Below are 18,687 nucleotides of genomic sequence, written 5' to 3'. Positions count from 1 at the left end.
CGCGCGGCTTATAACTATAAAATTAAAAAATAAATTAATACAATCCAGAGAATTCTAATGAAAAAAACAACGATTTTATTATTAGCAATGGCTTCGACACTTGCCACTGCTGATGAAGGCATGTGGCAACCTCACCAATTGCCAAGCATTGCAACAGAACTTACCCAAGCAGGTTTAAAATTAAACCCTAACGACTTAACCGATCTTACTGGCTTTCCTATGGGGGCTATTGTCAGCCTTGGTGGCTGTACGGCTTCCTTTGTTTCTGATAAAGGTTTAGTTGCTTCTAATCATCATTGTGTTTATGGCTCTGTTCAGTACAACTCAACAGCAGAGAACAACTTACTCGCCAATGGTTTTCTAGCAAAAACCTTTGATGAAGAGCTACCCGCTACACCCGGCAGTCGTATCTATGTAACAGAAGAAATTAATGATGTTACCACATTAATTAAAGCCAGCATTACCGAGAACATGTCGGGCTCTGAGCGCTATAAAACCATAGATAAAAACTCAAAAACATTAGTGGCTGAATGTGAAAGTGATGACAAATATCGTTGTAGTGTTGTTAATTTTCATGGCGGTTTAGAATATTACTTATTTAAACAATTAACTATTCGCGATGTTCGTTTAGTCCATGCTCCAGCAAGTAGTGTTGGTAAGTATGGCGGCGATGTTGATAACTGGATGTGGCCACGCCACACAGGAGACTACGGTTTTTATCGTGCTTATGTCGGTAAAGATGGCCAACCCGCCGACTTTAGTAAAGACAACGTACCTTATGAGCCAAAGCATCACCTAAAAGTGAATAAGAGTAGTGTTGATGAAGGCGATTACATTATGGTGCTAGGTTACCCAGGACGCACCAACCGTTACCGCACTGCACTAGAGGTTGAGAACCAATTTACTTGGACTTACCCTAATGCTAAAAATTATCGTGAAGAGCTTATCGACTTAATTCATAACGAGTCTGCACCAGAAAGTGAAGCAAGAATAAAGTACGAAAGTACCTTAGCCGGCTTAGCTAACTACGCAAAAAATTACGGTAGCATGATAAAAAGCTATAATAAAGGCACAACGTTAGCCCGTAAACAGCAACTAGAACAAGACTTAAGCGCTTGGATCAATGCTGATAAAATGCGAAAAGCTAAATATGGCAACGCACTTACCGGCCTAAATAAGCTACTAAAACAAGACCAAAAAACTCAAGCACGCGATCTAATTCTAGGTTATATGGCTTACAACAAAATGTTAAGCACCGCTTATCGTTTACATCGTTTAGCCGTAGAAAAAAACAAACCAAACGTAGCCAGAGAAAGCGGTTACCAAGAACGTGATCTTGCACGCTTTGAACAAAGCATGAAAACCTTTAATCGTCGATACGACGCAAATATCGATCAAAAGATTTTATTCGCTATGTTAACGCATTATGTTGAATTGCCTAAATCAGCACGTATTCTCGCCATCGATGAGTTTTTTGAACTTGAAAAGGGTTTAAATAAAAAAGCACTGAGTGCTAAGCTTGAAAAAATGTATCAAACATCAACAATTGCTGACCAAGAAACTCGCCTTGCTTGGATGAATAAATCGGTAGCAGACTTTGAAAAAAGCGCTGATCCTTTTATTCAACTTGCCGTAAAGACTTTTTCTGTAAGAAAAGCACTTGAAGAAAAAGACGAAGAGTTGTCAGGTAATATTCAAGCTTATCGTCCTAAATATATGGAAGCGTTAATCGCTTATTTTAACGATAAAAAACTACCCGTTTACGCTGATGCGAACAGCACATTGCGTATTACTTACGGTAACGTAAAAGGTTATTCGCCAAGAGACGGACTAACAGCAACACCTTACACAACACTTGAAGGCATTGTAGAAAAAGACACAGGTGTTAAACCCTTTAATGCGTCTAAAAAACAACTCGATTTAATTAAGAGTAAAACTTACGGCGAATACGCTAAAAAAGAACTTGGCTCAGTGCCGGTAAATTACCTAGGTACCTTAGATATCACCGGCGGTAACTCTGGCTCACCTACCCTTAACGATAAAGCAGAATTTGTTGGTTTAGTCTTTGACGGTGTTTATGAAAGTATTATTGGTGATTGGGATTACGACACTCAATTAAACAGATCTATTCACGTTGATATTAAATACATGTTATGGGTAATGGAACATGTTGACGGCGCGACTAATCTTATTGAAGAAATGGATATAGTTGAATAATTAGCTGAATTTTATTTACTATAAAAATCCGGCTTAGGCTGGATTTTTAACGTTAACTAAACGAGATTATATGAACGATATATCTGCTAACAACACTTTACCCAAAGCTTGGTTGTTACTCTTTTCAGTTTGGGTACTTGCCACCATAAGCATGCTTGCCAGCTTATTTTTTAGTGAGGTTGTTAAACTCCCTGTCTGCTCTTTGTGCTGGTATCAACGAATTGCTATGTACCCTTTAGTCGTTATTTTGCCAATGGCCTTATTTCCATTCGACATTAAAGTGACGCGCTATGTGGGTGTATTAGTTTTATTTGGCTGGCTCACCGCACTGTTTCATGTGCTCTTAGTGGCCGGTTTTATCCCTAAAAGCGCACAACCGTGCGTGCAAGATATTCCTTGTTCAGCAACACACCTCAATGTTTTTGGCTTCTTAAATATGCCAATGATGTCTTTATTAACCTTTAGTCTCATGGCTTTATTATTATTTTTTATTACTAAATCGGAATCATCATGAATAAAAAAACACTTTTCATTAGCGCTAGCCTTATAATCCTGCTGGTTTTTATTGGCGCAGCAACAATATTTAAAGCAAGCAATAGCCACCAGAGCACTAAAGTTGAAAACCTCGACATCGTTGAACGTGTTGGCGCGCCTATAAAAGGGCCGTTAGAGGCAAAAGTGACTATTGTCGAGTTTTTCGATCCTGCTTGCGAAACATGTTCAGCTTTTTACCCTCTGGTAAATAATTTAATTAAACGCTACCCAGGTAAAGTTAAGGTGATGATGCGCTACACCCCTTTCCATAAGGGGTCAGATCAAGTGGTTAAACTACTCGAAGCCGCACACTTACAAGAACAGTTTTGGCCGGCAGTAGAAATTTTATTTGCCAAACAACAAGCCTGGACTCGCCATCATGTTGCTCAACCACAAAGCGCTCGTGCGTTATTAAAGGACTTACCTTTGAATAGCGAACAGTTTATGCGCGATGTCAGTAGCGAAAACGTTAGCAAGGTTATAATGCAAGATATCGCAGACGGTAAAACCCTCGAAGTTCGAGCAACGCCGCAGTTTTTTGTTAATGGAAAACCTCTTGTTAATTTTGGCTACGAACAGTTAACTCAGTTAGTTGAACAAGCCATCGCCGAAGCCTACTAGATTTTGTAAACAAGATGACGCTATAATTTTAGTCATTTTATCGTAATGTATAATGAAAAAAGGCGGGTATCCTCTCAAAGAATACCCGCCTTTTTTATGTTTACCAATAAGGTCTGATAAACAAAATCAAATCGACTTAGTTAATACTGTTTTCATCACTTAATTCGATATTAAGTTCTAAGACATTTAAATCGCCACCTTTATTATCAAGGTTTATCGAAAAACTTTCATCGGTTACTTTAATGTACTTACGCAATACCTCAAGGATATCCGCAGTGAGTTGCGGCAAGTAATCTGGCTGTTTATTTCGACTATTACGCTCATGGGCAACAATAATTTGTAAACGCTCTTTCGCCTTTGAAGCGGTTGTTACCTGCTTTTCTTTTTTACGTAAAAAATAATCAAGTAATGCCATGTTATCCTCCAAACATACGACTAAGAATGCCTTTTTTCTTGGCATGTAAAAATCTAAAATCAACGGTTTCACCCAAAAGGCGATCGACGACATCCTGATAGGCTTTTCCGGCATCGCTTTCAGTATCTAAAATCACTGGTTCACCGGCATTAGATGCCTTAAGTACCGCTTGTGATTCTGGAATAACACCTAATAAAGGTATAGATAGAATATCTACCACATCTTCAACACTCAGCATTTCACCATCGTCAACACGCTTAGGTGAGTAACGCGTTAACAATAAATGTTCTTTAATTGGCTCTAAGCCTAGCTCTGCTCTACGAGAACGGCTAGCTAACATACCTAAAATTCGATCAGAGTCACGAACCGATGAAACTTCAGGGTTGGTCGTTACTATCGCTTCATCAGCATAATAAAGCGCCATCATAGCGCCTGCTTCGATACCGGCTGGAGAATCACAAACTATATAGTCATAGGTTTTGCCAAGTTCTTCAAGCACCTTGCCAACGTTTTCTTTATTTAACGCATCTTTGTCGCGGGTTTGTGAAGCAGGTAATATAGATAAACTACTGACGCGTTTATCTTTAATTAACGCTTGATTTAGGGTGGCTTCACCATTAATCACATTAACAAAGTCATAAACAACACGGCGTTCACAGCCCATAATCAAATCAAGATTTCGTAAGCCTATATCAAAATCAATTAATACAACTTTTTGACCTTTTAACGCCAAACCAAGACCGATTGCTGCACTTGATGTCGTTTTGCCAACCCCGCCCTTTCCTGATGTAACTACTATTATTCGTGCCATAGACCGAATATCCTTTATAAGTTAAAAGTTAAATAAGTTTTGATGACGTTAATTCACTGTCAGTCAAATGTATATATACGGGTGAGCCCCAATGTTGCTCCATTGACTCGCTCAGCCAATAGTTACCATTAATCGAAACTAATTCTGCTTCAAGGTTTTGGCAATATATTTGCGCATGATGATGACCTTTTGCGCCGGCAATGGCTCGACCACGTAACGAACCATAAACATGAATATTACCATCAGCAATCACTTCAGCTCCAGCGGATACTGAGCCAATAACCACTAAATTTTGGTCTTTAGCGTAAACTTGCTGACCTGAACGAATTTGACCGCGATGTATTTTGTCGCTAAAAAGGCTACGCTCTGGTATATCTGCTAGTGTTTCAGTTTTTACAACTTCGGGCTTTTCGGCACTAACCGTTTTATCTAAAGTCTGGGGTTTCGCCGTATTAACGAATGAAAAACCGAGTTCGCGGATCAACGTTCGTTGTTCTTTAGCGATAGCCCCCGTAAAGCCAACAAAGGTAAAATTAAATTCTTCAATTAATGTTTTGATTGCTTGATAGTCAACCGAGCTATCTAATTGTTCGATACTAACCACAATAGGAACGAGATAAAAAAAATCTGGCGCTTGCGCGACTTTATTTGCTAAATCAGTACGAATATCTGCTAATTTTGATGTTTTTAAATGTAAAACAGACAGGGTAAAGCTTGAACCTTTAAATTCAATGCTAGCATCAGCCATAGCTAAAATTTTCCTAAGTATAAAGTCACGATTATTACCACTATCTTAACGTACTCAACGATAGTGGCAATACTAGAAAAGGTGAAAGTGTTTATAAAGCGTTTTTAAGTGTCGAAATCAACGCTTCTTGTCCATGTTGATTTTGCTCAATTTTATTATTTGCTATTAATAATGAATAGCTTAAATTAATTGACGCAACTAATAAAGCACGCTCGCTGCTAGCATTTCCTCTTTGCTGTTTTATGTCATCGCACATTACAGCAAGTTTACTAGCGGCTTCCTTTAAATCCTCTGCTTGTTCAGCTGAGCAAGAAAACTGATGTAACTTACCCATAATTTCAATGCTGATGCCATTAGAGTCTTTAATAGACATTAACTAAGCTCTTCTGCACTTTGCAATTTAGCTAATAAAGCGGTTAATACATTATTTGTTTGTTTCTGTTTTTCTTCACCTTCTAAGACTTCAAGCTGAAAAGTTTCATTTTCATCGACAAGCAAAGCTTTTTGCTGTTCTAATTCTGCTTTTTGCTGAGCTAATTCTGCTTTTTGCTCTGCTAATTCTGCTACTTGGCTTTTTAATTGGTTATTTTTATCAATGATTTTTTCGATCAGTTGTTCGAGTTGTGGGAGAGTATTTTCGTTCATAAGGCGCTCTTGTTAACTGTACTAATTAAGGGCGGCAAATTTAATATAAAGTGAGGCAGAATGCTACTTTTTACGGCAATTATTGCCTTAATTTGTGTAACAATTATTAAAGATAGAATAGAACAAAAAATCACGCTTAAAAAATAAGCGCTTCGATCAAATAACAAGCGACAAATTTAATAGGTCTACTCGCTTAGTTTTTATAACAATTAACACCCGTATAACTTTAGCAACGGGAACTCTTTTCATATCGACACTTTTGTATCAATAAATTAACTTGCCCTTCTCTAACCGCCCTTTCTCTATCTAAAACATTGAGCCAAATCAACGCTGGGTTCAAATAATATAGCAACAACATAAATAGCAGCACAAGATCAATATTATCGACAGGATATTCGATAAAATAACAATATAGATAACACCATAAATCACCATAAAGGCGATAAATCCTCAATGAGCATAAACTTATGAGCTTAAAAAATGTCCCCCCGGCTAACCCGCTTGACAATATTTCTTTTGGTAATGTCTATATCATGACACATTCTATTTTTTCAAATGTAATTAGAATCGGTTGTACTTCGAATGATACTGAAGAATATGCAAAGTCACTTTCAAAGAAAAGTCCGGGGCATTATCAACTCTTTTTTTCTTTGGCATGCGAAAACCCCTGTAAGGTCAAAAATCAGATAAGACAGTATTTCGAGGCTAAAAGATACGTTAACGAGTTTTATGAAGTGTCGCCTGAAATTGCAAGCAACATATTAAAAAGAGAAGTATTAAAAATACCCGTTGTGAGCATCCATTAAACTATTTTATATGGCTGATCTTAATAAACGGCTGAGTTATACATTATCAGGACTATGGTCAACATGGTTGCAATCATATATCGATTATAAGCGCCGATAAATGACAGTGACTTTGTTCATACTAAAGTTCACCGTTAACGGCGCTGTTTATCGAAAATAATTATACAAATAGGTCGCTTGCTTCTGGGTGTTTTTCTAAATATTTGATGATGTATGAACACTGCGCAACCGCTTTTTTATTATCATTTTTGATCTGTTGAAGAACATCTTCTAAAAGTGTTTTTGCTAAGCCTTTGCCGGCGAGCTCATCTGGAACAATAGTGTGGGTTAAGTGCATGTTACCGTTTTCATCATCGTAAGTGATATAAGCAACCGCGCCATCGATATGGTATTCGTATTTACATTCGTTTGCGTTATGTATCAGCGTGTAAGACATTATTTTTCCTTTAAGAGATTAAACTACTTCTTTCTAAAAAATAGCATGAAAGATAGAAGTCTACAGCCAATATTTTGCTAAAAGTGTCACATTACTGACATTCATCATTTTTATTTCTTCTTATAATAACGCCATCAAATTGGACTAGTTAACATTAAGCCAATATTTATCTGCTGGTTTACTACGCAGGAGGTCACTGTGAATTATAAAGATTATTACAAAATTATGGGCGTTGATAAAACGTCGTCTCAGGATGAAATTAAAACATCATATCGGAAATTAGCACGAAAGTTTCATCCCGATGTTAGTAAAGAAAAAGATGCAGAAGCTCACTTTAAAGACATAAATGAAGCCTATGACGTGTTACGCGATAAAGAAAAGCGCGCAGCTTATGACCAACTGGGTAGTAATTGGCAAGCTGGCCAAGCTGGCTTTACCCCACCACCTAAATGGCAAGAGCAATATCAGCAACAAGGTAATGGTAGTTTTAATGCCGGCGGTCAAGGCGATTTCAGTGATTTTTTTGAATCATTATTTGGTGGCGGCTTCAACGCAAACCCACATTCATCACGTGCTCCTCAGTCTAGGCAAGGGCAAGACAGTCATGCAAAAATATTAATTGACTTACCTGATGCATATACTGGGGCAACTCGAAGCTTTACTTTGCAAGATCAAGTGGTTGATGAACATGGACAAGCGCAATCAAAAGCGCGAACCTTAAAAGTAAGTATTCCAAAAGGTATTAAACCTGGACAGAAAATTCGTTTACAAAAGCAAGGTGAAACAGGTTTTGGCGGCGCCAAAAATGGTGACTTATATATTGAAGTGGGCTTTAACCCTCATCCCTTATATATCATTGAAGGAACAGACATTATCACCGAGCTTACTATTAGCCCGTGGCAAGCAGCACTGGGTGAAAAAGTAAAAGTACCAACACCAGCAGGAACCATTGATTTAAGTCTGCCTAAATTGGTCAGTAGTGGCGCTAAAATGCGTCTAAAAGGTCGGGGCTTACCGGGAAAAATTGCTGGAGATTTTTTTGTAAAACTAAAAATTGTTTTTCCAAAAATTTTATCCGCAGCAGAAGAAGCGTTATACCAATCTTTAAAAGTACTTGCGAATGAGACTAGAAAAAATGAAATTGAAGATGAAAAGGATAAAAAAAGTGCTTAACGTCTGCTGTGGCAATAGACTAACGGGTAATGGTTTGCAATAAAGTAACATATCGTTGATAACCGGTATTATTGAAGTTATTCGAATAATAATTCATAAAACCATGCAGGTACTCGACTTGTGTTATTTTAACATTAGCTTTGGCTTCAAGCTTTTTTATCAGCTCGACAACATCAAAATGTGGTTCACTTTTAGGAAAGAGCAAATTTATTTTAAAACACGGCTCTATTTGGGTGAAATTTCTTATTTGTGAGCCATAAAAACAAAAAGCTTGTTTGATAAAATTATTTTCATTCGTTAAAGATATTCTCCAAATAGCTGAAGCCCCAATACTAAACCCAATGAGTGTTGTTTTGCCATCAAGCGACGCCAAGGCTTTTAATACTATTGAAATATAGTCATCAAGCCCAATCTTAGCGATAAAGCATGAATATGCCTCAGCTTCACTTTTAAAATCCATACTTTTTCCATTATATGGATCAATAATAATGGTTACACCGAGTTTTTCTTTCAGCTTTATTAATGCGGGGGTTATACCAAAAACATCTGAAACTATAACTATATTCATAAATATTGTGTACCCGCTAAACCCCTCAGCAATGGCTTTAGCTTTGTCCCTAATTACATTAGAACCGCCCGTTATTAACATTGACTGCTGCCACTAAAAACATCGACATTACCCTGTCAATAACCTTTAACCTTTAATTTTTAATTTTTAATTTTTAATTTTTAATTTTTAATTTTTAATTTTTAATTTTTAATTTTTAATTTTTAATTAGTTTTCAATCATAAATAGCGTATTAACAAAAAACAGATGTTACTACTTATTTTTATAATGACAAGTGATCCACCATTAGATCCTTAGCATAAATAGCTTTACCCGTCAGTATTGCAACAAACGTTTGCTAATACAGATTAACTTTAAAGACGTTTTAGGTCATTTTAGATACGAATATAGTCCTAAGATCGAAGGAAAATACAATCTATATGCTTTACTTTATAGGGTTTACTGTCAATACATCCCTTTAAAATTAACTATGCCTTAAAATGCCACCTTGAATACGTCTTAAATATATCAAAGCATTCTGTTAGAATAGTCGGCTATTGATTAAGGACACCGAGGCAGCATGTCAGAATTTAAAGAATTTTCACTTTTAGAGTCGATTATTGATCGCGTTACTCTTAAGGGCTATAAACAGCCTACACCGATCCAAAAAGAATGTATCCCGGCTCTTATTAATGGTAATGATCTGCTTGGTATCGCGCAAACGGGAACAGGAAAAACAGCGGCTTTTTCACTGCCTATTATCAATAATTTTGGTCGAAATAAAATAGATATCCAAGCGAAGAGCACGCGTTCGCTAATACTAACGCCAACGAGAGAGCTTGCCTCGCAAATAATGCAAAACATTGATGACTACTCTGAGGGTTTAGGGCTTAAAACTAAGGTTGTTTATGGTGGTGTAGGAAGACAAGCTCAAGTTGACTCGATAGCACTTGGACTTGATATTTTAGTGGCCACTCCAGGAAGATTATTGGATTTAATTGAAACGGGAGAGATAAATTTTAAGGCGTTAGAAATATTTGTCTTAGATGAAGCAGATACCATGCTTGATATGGGGTTTTTTAAAGATGTTCAAACCATTATATCTAAACTGCCAAAGAACCGACAAACACTATTGTTTTCAGCGACTATGCCCGCTGAAATAGAAGTACTTGCAGAAGCAATTTTAACAGATCCAATAAAAATTCAAATTGCGGCTGAAACGGTTACTCTCGATTTGGTTAATCAAAGTGTATACCATCTTGAAAAAGCGAATAAAGTACCTTTACTCTTTAATATATTACAAAAACCTGATTTTGAAAAAGTACTCATCTTTTGTAAAACAAAGTATGGCGCTGACATCATTGTTAAAGCATTAGAAAAAGCATCAATAACAGCCGCTAGCCTTCACAGTAGTAAAACACAAGCGGTTAGAGAGGAGGCGTTACAAAACTTTAAAGATTCTACTCTAAGAGTCTTAGTTGCCACTGATGTTGCTGCTCGCGGAATTGATGTTGATAATATTACTTTAGTTATTAACTATAACCTTCCTGAAGATCCAAGAAATTACATACACCGTATCGGGCGAACTGCTCGTGCTGGAAAAAGTGGAATGGCCATTTCATTTGCTGTAGAGAATGATATAAGGCAATTAATTAATATCGAAAATAGCATAGGGCAAGTCATTCCTGTTGTTACAGAGCAGCCTTTCCATAAAGAGTTTTCAAAAGTGCCTAAAGAAGTTAAAAAAAAGGTAAATAAAACAAATAAATCGAACAGAACCAATAGCACAAGAAAAAAAAGAAAATAAGCCTAGCTATAAAGTAGCCTACTAAAGATTTTTAGCTAGGCTACAAATATCATCTGTTGATGCCTTAGCGTGCCTTTCTTTGTGGTAAAGAAAAGCACAATAGGCAAAGTTATCAGCATTAGTCTGGTTGCGGTACAAACAAGCACCCTGTGTTAAGTAATATTCGTTTTCGATTAACGTTTGCGCTAATGGCTAACCACAGCTATTAAGTGCTATTCGTTGAGCAGTAGTACACATAAAGTGGTCATTAATTATTATAATGCTCAGAAGCAGATTATATGATGCCCTACTCTTCTATATTTTTTCTCCATTCGAAATAGAGTGATCAAGCATTCTGCGCTTATTGATCACTCTATTATCTAATTAGATAATTGAACTTGTTAATCGTCGGCATAGAGTTTCTTAAAGTTATTTAGATTCCAGCCAATCATTACTTCATTACCAATTTTAAGGGCAGGTAAAGAGCTAGCTCCTATAGCGTCAAGCTCTTTTCTACCGCGCTGCATTTTCGCATTGGTTAATCTGTATTTTATGCCATTATTATCCAAGTATTTTTGAGCTTCACGAGAATGGGGGCATTTATCTGAAATATATAAAACAACGCGTTTCATCACTAACCTTGCAGAATTGTTAAAGACTCACTATTTTACTGAACTCTCAAAAAAAACAAAGATGAATTAGCTGAACTTTCAATTCTATCTAAAAAAATTAAGCTAGTTGGCTAAACCAATAAGATAAATGCATTTCAAGTAATTGTTTGGGCTTTGGCTTAATCGTTTATGCTTAGAGCTGCCAACAGCAAAATTTTATCAATTAAACTTTCTTTCTTTGTTGTTAATACTAACATTTTGTTGAAAGAGCTACCCTCTCTCTAATGTCATTACTGTTAAAGGTAACTGACATTAGAAAATATGTTAAAAGCGCATTATGATTATAGGAATGTTAAGAGGAACTTGTTTTAGCCCTTTTATAAAAAGCTTTCTGCAACCACTATAATATTCATGACCATGTGGCCAAATATGCAATACCATAAATTGCCACTTACATATCTAATCGATCCTAATAAGCATGATGATAAAAAGAGTAAAATAAATACCTCTGTTTGTTGATATTGAGAATGTATCAAGGTGAACGCTAAACTGGTAATGACAATGATGATTATTGGATTTAAGGAGATTTGTTCTAACTTGTAGAAGGCAATCCCCCTAAAAATAATTTCTTCAATAAAAGGACCTACGATCCCAACAGTTAAAATAAGTAATGTTATTTCAAGTCCCGTATCTATTGACTCTAGAAAGTCGAGCATAAAGCTTGGTGTTTCAACAATCCCCATACTAAATATAAAATATTCAAATAATGAGAACGTTAACACGGCTAATAAGGTCATGATTAGCCGTGTTAACGTTATAGATTTTAAAGCTAATCGGTTAACTATACTTTCTTTATTTTTTGTGGAAAGATAATACTGAAGAAGGGGCAGCATTAAAAATACCGAAACTATTGATGTGGTAAAATTAAAGCCTAGATTCATGTTTAGCTGTTCAATAGTATGTACTTCATCTAAAAATATTGAACCAAGACCTGATATAAAGACAATAAAGGTTGAAAATACCGGTAGTACCAGAGCTAAAAGTAATATCGATAGCATCGACAATATCGATAACATCACCTTATTTACCGCCCCTGATAGATGGTTAACCTTTGAGATATTCATAAATATATTAAAACCTAATTGAAAAAACAGAACAATTGAGAAGTTAACCTCAATGCTTAATATTAAAACGTATTTATCTAAGCCTACTTACCTGTAAAATCCACCTGTATATTTATTAGGTTCAATAAAACGACAGGACGAACCTGTCATTTACGTGGCGAGTTTAGAAGCTCCGACCATTATATTTGCAAAAGTCAGCGATATTATTAGAGAGCTGATTTATAGTAAGAGCAGGCCTTATTTGTCCTCTTGTGAGTATTAAAATGTGAAATACCAACGGTAGTCATGAGCTAAAACCCATTAAGCAGAGTCAATAGACATCTTAATTAACAAATTTACCATAGAGTCTATTTCGAATAGGGCGTTTAACGAGATAAATAGCTCCATTAGCCCTCATTTGTTTAATTGAACTAAAGGGAATGTAGTCGGGTATTAGCTCAAAATAATTATTATTATTTAAATCATCATACTTAATGCTATTTACCACCGCATTCTGCCATTGATAGAAAACCCTTCCGTAAACAATAGCCGTATTACCACCGCTAACACTGACCACTTTAGCTAATCTATATTTATGCTTAGGGTTTAATTTATCATTAATCAACCTCATGTCTAAAAAGTAAATATCATTGACTTGAGGAGTTAAAATAAAAGCTGATGCTTGTTTTTGTTCAGTATTATGCAACGCATATTTTTCATAGCCAAAATAGGCAATCACGACTAAAAAAGTCAATAACACCAGTTTGTTTAAGGATATTGATAACTTTGCTTTTACAATTTTTGATTCGAAGGTATCTGGCACTTCAATAAATCCTTTTAAAGTTGATTCTATTTGATAACACTGTTTAGGATTAAAATTCAATGAGATATCCAATACTCATCTGCAGTATAACACCTGATCTAAAGTAAAAAATGGTTGAGTTAAATGCAAGGTAAGTCACTGTTTAAATTTTGAGTAACTTAGGCGTTTACACTAGATAACATCATGTAAGTAACATAGGTAAATAGACACGCTGGAACAACAATATATGCAAAAACATCAGATTTACACCAACAGCCTTGAGTTATTTTTTCTTTGCTAAATAAGGATATTGAAGAGCCATAAAGAATAATCAAACCAACAGCAACTATCGACATCCAATAAATATCATTAGCCACGAAAAGTAGTAAAGGCGTTATTGCCGAAAGACACCACAATGAAGCTACAAAACTAGCGCTGTTGTATATAACAATTAGATACTTCATTACACCCAAAATCTTACTAAGTAGTTAAACATTGTTAGTTAAAATAAGTAGCCATTGGCCCCCAAAATTTTATTTATGCTACTTAAATGGTTTATTAGTTTTTAACGTCTTAATGAGTGATTATAAAAACCAAAAGTGAGCAAAGAGTAAGACAAGTGAACTACCCCGCGACTTTAGCTTCGCTCGGATCACGGGGTTTTCTCGTCTATTTCGATAAAAAGGTACTGGTGATAATTAGTGGTAAATACAACGTAAATTCCATAATCCGCACAGCCGAATGTAGAGATAAATCATTGTTGATTAAAATGTTGAACGAAAAAAGTCTACTGTATTGTTTCGTTTTAAACCTTTGTTAGCTTTCTAAACAGCAATTCTAGCGGTCCAGCTTTAAAATATTTAAGCCAAAAAACACTAAAAGCAACGCCGCAAACACAAAAGATTAATGAACTAAGTAAAGATGAATCTATAGTCTGGTTACTTAGCCTATTTAGACTATCAAGAGCTCCCATGCCTAATATGACATGAGCAACGTAGAGAGTTAAAGACAGCTGACCCGTTTGGCATAACCATACATTTATTTTACTTTCTCTAAACTTATCCGAAAAATATAAACAGCCAACCAAAACTATACAGGCAGAACTGCCAGCAGAAATAATATATTGAGGAAAAGGCGGTATAATTGAGATTGAAAAAAGCGCGGTAATCTCTTCTGGCGAAAGTCCAAGCTCGGCACCATCTCCAATATAAACACGAGCGAAGTAAAAGATAAGCTCAGTCGTTACTAAGGTAATAAGAGACCATATAAGTAATCGATTTCTAGTGATGGTTTGCGATAAATCGACTCGCCCTAACCACATCCCAAAGATAAGAAAACTAGCCCAAGGGAATACAGGATGAAAACCATTAAAGAGTACATGCCTTATCATTCCATCAAAAGACCATAAATTCATATATGTTAAACTAGACCAATTCCAATTTTGGTCATAATTAAACAACAACATCAAGATAGGAAAGGATAAGGCAATTGAAGCAGATACGATCAACAAAATTCGATTACTCGCCATAAATACAATCGCAGCAATCATAAAATAAAAGCCATAAAAGTGCAGTATATCGGCTTCCCAGATTGGTGTGTACATCAGCCCAATGGTTATAAGTAATAAGGCCCTTTTGATTAGCGATAATCGACATTTATATATAATCAGGCTATCTTCTGATTTTCTAGCTTTATTGGTTAAAAATGTAACACCAATTCCTGCAAGGATAACAAAAAGAGAAGATGCTCTTCCTTCAAACAGCGCAGAGAACCACAGTAAAAACTCGTTACCTGTTTCAGAGTTCATCGCAAGTTTAAAATTAACGATAACCATTCCAAAGATTGCTAATGCTCTAGCAAGATCAAATCCCATAACTCTTTGCTTCATAAATATCCTTTAAAGTACTGTGCTCTATTCATAGGTAAAAAAGTCATTAGCTAAAGACTTTCAAGGAGAAAAAACAACCGTTTATTGTCCCTATTTAACAGCTGATTAAAACGGTAATTCTTCCCCCTTAAAATCATAAAATTTCCCTGTGGTCTCAAGAGATAAATTTAGAATCACTTTCATAACCCCAAGAGCCGAATCTTTAACATTTTCTCTTGCACAAGAACCGCCCATATCTGTTTGAACCCAACCGGGATGAACAGCGATCACAGCGACATTGTCATTAACAAGTTCATTGGATAAGTTCACGGCTAGCATGTTGGCTGCTGCTTTAGACATTCGGTAACCATACCAATCGACAGTTCTTTCTCGCGTTAGGGATCCCATAACCGAAGAAATTATAGCTATTTTACATAGACGATTTTTATTCATCAAAGATAAAAAGCAATGAGTTAAATACAATGGGCCAAGCGAATTCACTTTAAAACTCATTTCAGCATTTGCGTAATTAATGTCATGAATACTTTTATTTTCTTGGTCTAAATAACCCGCATTATTTATTATTAAATCTATTTTGATGCTTTCTTCACTGAGTTTATTAGCTAACCTCTCAATATTTTCTGGACAAGTGATATCCATTAATTCAATGAGCAATTTTTCAGAGAACTCATCCTTCAATGTAATTAAATCAGCCGATGTCTTTTTATTTCTACAGGTAGCAATTACTGTCCAGCCATTGATAAGATATTGTTTTGTTAATTCGAAACCAATGCCTCTATTAGCACCCGTTATTAATACAACTAAATCACTCATATTGAACCTTAAATCTGCCCCCCCATTAAGAGGCAAAAAATTACTGGAATGTTGAGGAAAAAAAACAGCAGACTGTTTTCCCCCGACTTTAATACCTTATTAGATATAATAACCACCAAGCTTACTTATCAAAGATTTTGATACCGTTATACTAAATAAATACCAAGGAAAATAATACTTTTCTAAGTATTGAGTAAACTTGAACAGCCAACGATTACTTGTGCTTTTAAATGGCTGTTAGGTATTAATTACCACTAACCAATGATTCAATATTACTAACAACCAGATCAGGATCTGCTATGTGTAAATGATGTTTCTTTGATTGTGAATAGATAATCTTTGTGTCACTTGATAAAGCTTTAAAACTGTTAATAGCACTGGCCCACAACTCAGTCATAGGTTTAGCAATACTATCGGGAAAATAAGCTTCATCATATCTAGGTGTTTGGTTGATATATCCTTTACTCGTTTGTGAAAAAAGAACAATAAGAGGTTTGCTTCCAAAAGTTTTTGAAGATTTGATTAATTCGTAACTTTTAAGGTGATCTACTTTTTCAGGAATACCTTTAAACATTGGGTCTTTTACACTGAGTTCAAGTTCCATCATATCTCGTAAATCTTTATTATTAGTTTCAAAGCCGTCAGGCCATCTTGTAGCCATTGTATGAAAATATCCATAAACAGCTGGATCTATAAGTACAACGCCTAAGACATCACTAGTATATATATTATTGTAAGCTCGAATAATATAGGCAGCATATGAACCACCAGCAAAATAATATGGAGGCTTAACATCAGCAACATTTAATAATTCATGTAACCAATTTGCAGTATCAAAAACGGTAACTGGTACAGGACCTTTCTCACTTTTACCCAAGCCTGAACGATCGTATAAACAAATACTGAAAGTTTTGTTTAATCGCTTAACATTATCCATCCAAGCTCCATCAGAACCTGCTCGAGTAAAACCCTGTTCTAAAATTAATTTAGGTTTATCGTTTTCATAACACTCTAAATAAAGTTTAAAGCCGCCAACATCATAAAGCCCCTTTTTTGTCGGTGATAAAATATCATCGCTGGCAAAACAACTAAAACTTGCCAAAATAAATAAAAATCCTAAATATGATTTCATGTACTGTCCCTGTTTAATTTGCTGTCTGCCCTATTAAAAGGCAAAAATGGTTTGCTAAAATGGTAGATATTTTCCAAATGTGAGAGCACAATATAAAACTGTTTTGATCTCTCTTTAATAGCTTATCGTTTGATTAACAGCAAACTAAAATAACACAATTAAAAAGCAAGCTAGAATAATTGCTAAATATAAAAACTGCCTACCTTTACTTAAGCTTTTTCCGTTTGCTCTGATTGTCTAATATGAATATCACTAATGATTTGCCCCCTTGTTTTTAAAGATATGATGGGGAAAAACAGGATAAGTTATTTTATATTTCAAACCGCATTTATTGCATTGGGTCGTTGTGACTACTCTAATCTACAATCATAATTTTTTGCCATAAAACACTTTATTAAGCTTGTAAAAATAACTATCCATGAGAACAGGAATAACAGCAGCATGTGCTTTTTGGCCGCTTAAGTAACTACATAAATACTATTATAATTCAGGCTTAAAACCAGCTGCTTTAATCTCTTTAATTAAAAACAACCCAATTTCATCAATATTATCATCAACTTTTTTATATATAAAACCGCTTAAATTAGTCGGTATATCTACATCACCTTTGTGAAGAACACAGACATTTTTTATACCAAGCTTAGCAACCAAATAACCAAACTCAAAAATGACATTAGGTCTTGCTCTAATGACTTTTTTTCTATCAACATCTACAACACTAGATTGCTCAATCGTATACAAAACTTCATCAGGGGTAAGTAATATGAATGCATAGGAGACGTCACTGTTAGCTTCAAGTTTTTCAATGATACTTTGCTCACCATCAATTTCTCCATGCAAATAAATTGGCTTAATTCCAATCTGTGCAAGAAATAGTGCTAATTCAATTTCTAAAGCATTGTCATGTCCATGAACAATAAATACTTTATTATTTCTTGGTACTAGGGAGGAAGATGCCTTTATTTTTTCAGGAGAGCCATTGGGGTTATTTATTTTTTTTGGTGGCCCTGAAACTAATAATTCATTAAATATATCACCTTCATCTATTAACGAAATCAACGCATTTAATGCTTTAATATAACTGTCTTTTGCAAACTCAAATTTATCTTCACTATTACCTTTTACCTTTGAATTATTTGCAGCTTTAAAATAAACAAAAGGTTCTGAATTTGGCTTAACTGTTAGTTTCAAAATATTTTCTATATCATTTACCCATGTATCCCACGTAGGTGAATGCCCCCCAAAAGTCAGCTCTAGAGAATCATGCTTTTTACTACCGTTTTTCCAATTAAACGCTTCACTCATTTCTGCTAGTTTATTGATTTTATTTTTTAACAGCTTCACTACTCGGATCCTTGAACTGCATATAGACACAATGACTCCCCACAAGGTGCTAGCCTCTAAATGTGGGTTAGTTTTACAAACCAGAGCCATAATATATGTGTCAACATTATCAAACAGAGGCTAGCATGATAAAACATAACATACTTTTCATTGGCTTAGATACCCATAAAACATTTACTGAAGTCGCTTATATTGAAGACCAACGTGGCGCTAAATCAACTCATCTAGGTAAAATACTCAGTAATAAAGCCGCCT

21 protein-coding genes and 1 pseudogene are annotated in these 18,687 nt (G+C 35.4%); 7 read left to right on the top strand and 15 right to left on the bottom strand.

The features are described 5' to 3' along the window. Positions 1-57 precede the first annotated feature (57 nt). The 3 genes from ESZ26_RS15810 (at position 58) to ESZ26_RS15800 (ending at position 3,372) form a co-directional block, all read left to right on the top strand. Positions 58-2,217 (top strand): S46 family peptidase, encoded by a 2,160-nt coding sequence (locus ESZ26_RS15810; protein WP_146800428.1) that lies wholly within the window; start codon positions 58-60, stop codon positions 2,215-2,217. A gap of 70 nt (positions 2,218-2,287) precedes the next feature. Then, positions 2,288-2,731, top strand: coding sequence for a disulfide bond formation protein B (locus tag ESZ26_RS15805; RefSeq protein ID WP_146800427.1), 444 nt, complete (start codon positions 2,288-2,290; stop codon positions 2,729-2,731). Next, positions 2,728-3,372 carry a DsbA family protein gene (locus ESZ26_RS15800; protein WP_146800426.1) on the top strand — a complete coding sequence of 215 codons (645 nt, stop codon included), beginning with the start codon at positions 2,728-2,730 and terminating at the stop codon, positions 3,370-3,372. Before ESZ26_RS15805 ends, ESZ26_RS15800 begins: the two co-directional genes overlap by 4 nt. A gap of 136 nt (positions 3,373-3,508) precedes the next feature. Here ESZ26_RS15800 and minE read toward each other — a convergent pair whose 3' ends face one another. The 5 genes from minE to ESZ26_RS15775 all read right to left on the bottom strand — a co-directional run bounded on the left by minE (position 3,509) and on the right by ESZ26_RS15775 (position 5,991). After that, on the bottom strand, positions 3,509-3,787 hold the full coding sequence (gene minE, locus ESZ26_RS15795) for a cell division topological specificity factor MinE (protein ID WP_070374180.1): 279 nt from the start codon (positions 3,785-3,787) through the stop codon (positions 3,509-3,511). 1 nt (position 3,788) lies between these two features. After that, positions 3,789-4,598 (bottom strand): septum site-determining protein MinD, encoded by an 810-nt coding sequence (minD, locus tag ESZ26_RS15790; RefSeq protein ID WP_070374181.1) that lies wholly within the window; start codon positions 4,596-4,598, stop codon positions 3,789-3,791. Between the two features lie 28 nt (positions 4,599-4,626). Then, positions 4,627-5,346 carry a septum site-determining protein MinC gene (gene minC / locus ESZ26_RS15785; protein ID WP_146800425.1) on the bottom strand — a complete coding sequence of 240 codons (720 nt, stop codon included), beginning with the start codon at positions 5,344-5,346 and terminating at the stop codon, positions 4,627-4,629. Between the two features lie 91 nt (positions 5,347-5,437). Continuing rightward, the gene (locus ESZ26_RS15780; RefSeq protein ID WP_146800424.1) at positions 5,438-5,719 is read right to left on the bottom strand and encodes a cell division protein ZapA; all 282 of its coding nucleotides are present in this window, start codon (positions 5,717-5,719) and stop codon (positions 5,438-5,440) included. Then, entirely contained in the window at positions 5,719-5,991 is a 273-nt protein-coding gene (locus tag ESZ26_RS15775; RefSeq protein WP_146800423.1) for a DUF904 domain-containing protein, read from the bottom strand. Before ESZ26_RS15775 ends, ESZ26_RS15780 begins: the two co-directional genes overlap by 1 nt. A gap of 467 nt (positions 5,992-6,458) precedes the next feature. Between ESZ26_RS15775 and ESZ26_RS15770 the strand changes: the two genes are divergently transcribed. After that, positions 6,459-6,797: a GIY-YIG nuclease family protein gene (locus ESZ26_RS15770; protein WP_146800422.1), complete on the top strand. Its 339-nt coding sequence runs from the start codon at positions 6,459-6,461 to the stop codon at positions 6,795-6,797. A 160-nt stretch (positions 6,798-6,957) separates the two neighbouring features. Here ESZ26_RS15770 and ESZ26_RS15765 read toward each other — a convergent pair whose 3' ends face one another. Next, positions 6,958-7,233 (bottom strand): GNAT family N-acetyltransferase, encoded by a 276-nt coding sequence (locus ESZ26_RS15765; RefSeq protein ID WP_146800421.1) that lies wholly within the window; start codon positions 7,231-7,233, stop codon positions 6,958-6,960. A 198-nt stretch (positions 7,234-7,431) separates the two neighbouring features. Here ESZ26_RS15765 and ESZ26_RS15760 point away from each other — a divergent pair, with 198 nt between their 5' ends. Beyond that, positions 7,432-8,406, top strand: a complete 975-nt coding sequence (locus tag ESZ26_RS15760; protein WP_146800420.1) for a DnaJ C-terminal domain-containing protein — start codon at positions 7,432-7,434, stop codon at positions 8,404-8,406. Between the two features lie 19 nt (positions 8,407-8,425). On the opposite strand, the gene ESZ26_RS15755 is transcribed toward ESZ26_RS15760, so the two are convergent. Then, positions 8,426-8,974: a hypothetical protein gene (locus ESZ26_RS15755; protein ID WP_146800419.1), complete on the bottom strand. Its 549-nt coding sequence runs from the start codon at positions 8,972-8,974 to the stop codon at positions 8,426-8,428. Between the two features lie 559 nt (positions 8,975-9,533). Between ESZ26_RS15755 and ESZ26_RS15750 the strand changes: the two genes are divergently transcribed. Continuing rightward, on the top strand, positions 9,534-10,760 hold the full coding sequence (locus ESZ26_RS15750; protein WP_146800418.1) for a DEAD/DEAH box helicase: 1,227 nt from the start codon (positions 9,534-9,536) through the stop codon (positions 10,758-10,760). 380 nt (positions 10,761-11,140) lie between these two features. Here the strand turns inward: ESZ26_RS15750 and ESZ26_RS15745 are convergent, their stop codons facing one another. The 8 genes from ESZ26_RS15745 to ESZ26_RS15710 form a co-directional block, all read right to left on the bottom strand. Beyond that, positions 11,141-11,371, bottom strand: coding sequence for a glutaredoxin family protein (locus ESZ26_RS15745; protein WP_146800417.1), 231 nt, complete (start codon positions 11,369-11,371; stop codon positions 11,141-11,143). Positions 11,372-11,727: 356 nt separating this feature from the next. Continuing rightward, the gene (locus tag ESZ26_RS15740; protein WP_146800416.1) at positions 11,728-12,474 is read right to left on the bottom strand and encodes a CPBP family intramembrane glutamic endopeptidase; all 747 of its coding nucleotides are present in this window, start codon (positions 12,472-12,474) and stop codon (positions 11,728-11,730) included. Positions 12,475-12,796: 322 nt separating this feature from the next. Continuing rightward, a complete protein-coding gene (locus ESZ26_RS15735) occupies positions 12,797-13,336 on the bottom strand; it encodes a hypothetical protein (protein ID WP_146800415.1) in 540 nt (179 codons plus the stop codon). A 98-nt stretch (positions 13,337-13,434) separates the two neighbouring features. Beyond that, complete coding sequence (locus ESZ26_RS15730) at positions 13,435-13,719, bottom strand: hypothetical protein (RefSeq protein WP_146800414.1); 285 nt, start codon at positions 13,717-13,719, stop codon at positions 13,435-13,437. A gap of 341 nt (positions 13,720-14,060) precedes the next feature. Further along, on the bottom strand, positions 14,061-15,143 hold the full coding sequence (locus ESZ26_RS15725; protein ID WP_146800413.1) for a DUF418 domain-containing protein: 1,083 nt from the start codon (positions 15,141-15,143) through the stop codon (positions 14,061-14,063). Positions 15,144-15,248: 105 nt separating this feature from the next. Then, positions 15,249-15,956: an SDR family oxidoreductase gene (locus tag ESZ26_RS15720; RefSeq protein ID WP_146800412.1), complete on the bottom strand. Its 708-nt coding sequence runs from the start codon at positions 15,954-15,956 to the stop codon at positions 15,249-15,251. A gap of 244 nt (positions 15,957-16,200) precedes the next feature. Beyond that, positions 16,201-17,088: an alpha/beta fold hydrolase gene (locus ESZ26_RS15715; protein ID WP_146800411.1), complete on the bottom strand. Its 888-nt coding sequence runs from the start codon at positions 17,086-17,088 to the stop codon at positions 16,201-16,203. Between the two features lie 480 nt (positions 17,089-17,568). Next, a complete protein-coding gene (locus ESZ26_RS15710) occupies positions 17,569-18,432 on the bottom strand; it encodes a TIR domain-containing protein (RefSeq protein WP_170246401.1) in 864 nt (287 codons plus the stop codon). A gap of 125 nt (positions 18,433-18,557) precedes the next feature. Between ESZ26_RS15710 and ESZ26_RS15705 the strand changes: the two are divergent. After that, a pseudogene (locus ESZ26_RS15705) lies at positions 18,558-18,687 on the top strand (IS110 family transposase); the annotation flags it as partial.

The organism is Colwellia hornerae (assembly GCF_007954355.1).
GTDB lineage: Bacteria > Pseudomonadota > Gammaproteobacteria > Enterobacterales > Alteromonadaceae > Colwellia_A > Colwellia_A hornerae.
The sequence above is the reverse complement of the archived record's forward strand: the minus strand, read 5'-3'. Positions and strand labels throughout refer to the sequence as shown.